The organism is Polaromonas sp. P1_E3 (genome assembly GCF_056405935.1).
In genome coordinates this window covers 1-2612 of sequence record NZ_JBFUBD010000369.1, presented here as the reverse complement: position 1 = coordinate 2612, position 2612 = coordinate 1, and the positions used below count along the sequence as shown (strand labels likewise).

The following is a 2612-nucleotide window of genomic DNA, read 5'->3' as shown; positions in this document are numbered from 1 at the left end:
GGTGCGGCCGACACATGGGTCCGCCCATAGGTGGTTCCCAGCTTGCCGAGCAGGTTGAAGGAGTTGCTCATKGGCARMCGGCCGACCAGGCTCAGGTTGATRCCYTCKGCRTCGGTYTGCCCGCCGCCRCGGTTGAYCTTGCCGAAATCGGTATARCCCAGCTCCAGGCCGAAATTGTTGTTGAAAAAGCTGCCGCCATAGATGTTGTACGACGTGTCGTGATTGTCTGAAGCAAAACCGCCGGCGCCGCCGGGCAGCGAAAAATCCGACCTGCCCACGTTGAGGCCGAAATAACGCGAGCCTGGCGAATAAAAAGAATAACTGCTGGATGTCATGCTGGTGTTCGACGATGTGGAACCGCTTTGGGCGTTGGCCCCTGCGGCCGCAGCCAGGGCAGCGGCAGCCAGCACGGTTGCGGAAATTTTGCGGGTCAATGATGGCATGGTGTTTCCTTCAAGGGGTGATTTCTGGATGCACTTTTCGTTGTGGAAAAAGTGGTTTTGGTGCGCTTTCCGCAGTGAAATTTAAGGGCCGCATCCCGGCGCGGTTGTGAGCCTAAAAGTTAAAAGGCTGTAGGACAAACGGAAATTTGCGCAGCGACTGGTTGAAGGAATGCGCTAAGCGGCCGGCGTTTTGCTGCTGCTAAAGTCAGGGCATGCCCGCCATTACCTACCTGTCCGGAAGCACTCCTCTGGTGCTTGACTCCCCGCACAGCGGGACGGTGTACCCGGCCGATTTCAGGCACGCCTGCGATCTTGCCGTGCTTCGCACAGCCGAAGACACCCATGTTGAAAAACTTTACGACTTTGCCCCCTCACTGGGTGCGCACTGGGTAGAGGCGCATTTCCCCCGCAGCTACCTGGACGCCAACCGCAACACCACTGAGATGGACGTGTCCCTGCTGAACGCACCCTGGCCCGGGCCGGTAGATGACGAGCCCCGTGCCATGGCCAAGGTCCGCCTCGGCAAAGGGCTGATCTGGCGGACCACTGACGAAGGCGTGCCGCTCTATGACCGAAAACTGGACGTGGCGGAAATCCAGGCGCGCATCGAGCAATGCTGGAAGCCCTATCACGCCGCAGTGGCGCAGGCGATTGATACCGCACACCGGCAGCACGGCTACTGCATCCACATCAACTGCCACTCCATGCCGGCGGTGGCCTCTGGCAGCGCCACCGATTTTCCGGGTGAGGAGCACGCCGACTTTGTGGTCGGCGACCGTGAAGGCACAACCGCCAGCCCCGCACTGTCGAGGCTGGTGTGCGGACACCTGGGTTCCCGCGGCTACAGCGTGGCCTACAACCACCCCTACAAAGGCGTGGAACTGGTTCGCCGCTACAGCGATCCGGCCAGGCACCGGCACAGTATCCAGCTTGAGATCAACCGCAAGCTCTATATGGACGAAACCACGCTGGAGATGATGCCAGGCGCGGAGCCCCTGAAAGCCACGCTGCGCTCTCTGGTGGACTTGTTGCTGGCAACCGACCCGCGAACACTTTGAAGGCTGCTGCGACGGCATGCCGTGCCGCTGGCCATTTCCATTTCCTTCTCCTTCCAGAACGAACCCACCGTCGGCCACCATGCTCACTTTTTTCAGCGACAGCCACCACGGCCATGCCCCTGCGTTTGAGTTCTACCGCGGCGAACGCGTGCCGTGCTTTGAAACTCCCGCGCGCGCCGAATACGTCAAGGCCCGCCTGAGCGAGCGCGGCCACGAGCTGCGCACGCCACAGGCCGACAGCCGGGCGCTGCTGGCCAAAGTGCACAGCGCCCGTTACCTCGCCTTTCTGGAGCATGCCTGGCGGGACTGGGTCGCGCTGGAGGACGGCAACGACCAGCGCCAGMCTTTCCCCTCGGTTTGGCCCGTGCGTACTTTGCGCAGCGACGTGGAGCCCGTCAACTTCACCGCGCGGCTGGGCCTTTATTCAATGGACAACGGGTCACCGCTTTCCGCGGGAACCTGGACAGCTGCCAAGGCGGGGGCAGATGCCGCCGCCAGCGCGGCCGCCTTGCTGATGGCCGTCCATCCTGCAACGCGCGGTGTTTTCTGCTGCAGCCGCCCGCCCGGCCACCATGCAGGGGCCGACTTCATGGGCGGCTACAGCTTTTTGAACAACGCGGCGGTTGCCGCCCAGGCGTTCCGGGACGGCGGCGCCGCCCGTGTGGCGGTGCTGGATGTGGACTACCACCATGGCAACGGCACACAAAGCATTTTTTACGATCGCGCTGACGTGCTTTTCGTCAGTCTGCACGGCGATCCCCTGACCGAATATCCGTTCTACCTGGGCCATGCCGACGAAACCGGCGCGGGCGAGGGCGAGGGCTTTAACCTGAACCTGCCGCTGGCCGCGGGCTGTACCGTGCTGCGATGGTTTGAGGCACTGGAAGCAGCCTGCCAGCGCATAGCCCGGCATCGCGCCGACGCGCTGGTGGTGTCACTGGGGCTGGACACCTTCGCCGAAGACCCTATTTCCAAATTCGCGCTGCTGCCTGGCGACTTTATTCGCCTCGGTGAGCGTCTGGGCAGGCTGGGGCTACCCACGGTATTTGTGCTGGAAGGGGGTTACGCCGCCGCTGCGCTTGGCACCAACGCTGTCAATGTCATTGAAGGT

The 2612-nt window shown here is 62.4% G+C and carries 3 protein-coding genes; 2 read left to right on the top strand and 1 reads right to left on the bottom strand.

Annotated features, from left to right (window positions below):
• A partial coding sequence (locus tag AC1D0Z_RS19335; RefSeq protein ID WP_477659807.1) for a porin family protein occupies positions 1 to 443 on the bottom strand: 443 nt, incomplete at its 3' end.
• Between the two features lie 212 nt (positions 444 to 655).
• Between AC1D0Z_RS19335 and AC1D0Z_RS19330 the strand changes: the two genes are divergently transcribed.
• Both AC1D0Z_RS19330 and AC1D0Z_RS19325 read left to right on the top strand, forming a co-directional pair.
• Positions 656 to 1501, top strand: coding sequence for an N-formylglutamate amidohydrolase (locus tag AC1D0Z_RS19330; RefSeq protein ID WP_477659806.1), 846 nt, complete (start codon positions 656 to 658; stop codon positions 1499 to 1501).
• Between the two features lie 79 nt (positions 1502 to 1580).
• Positions 1581 to 2612, top strand: a 1032-nt coding sequence (locus tag AC1D0Z_RS19325; RefSeq protein ID WP_477659805.1) for a histone deacetylase family protein, incomplete at its 3' end; no start/stop codon positions are given.

Coding starts and splice junctions, on each gene's coding strand:
- AC1D0Z_RS19330 (WP_477659806.1), top strand. CDS start 656: ATGCCCGCCATTACCTACCTGTCCGGAAGCACTCCTCTGGTGCTTGAC.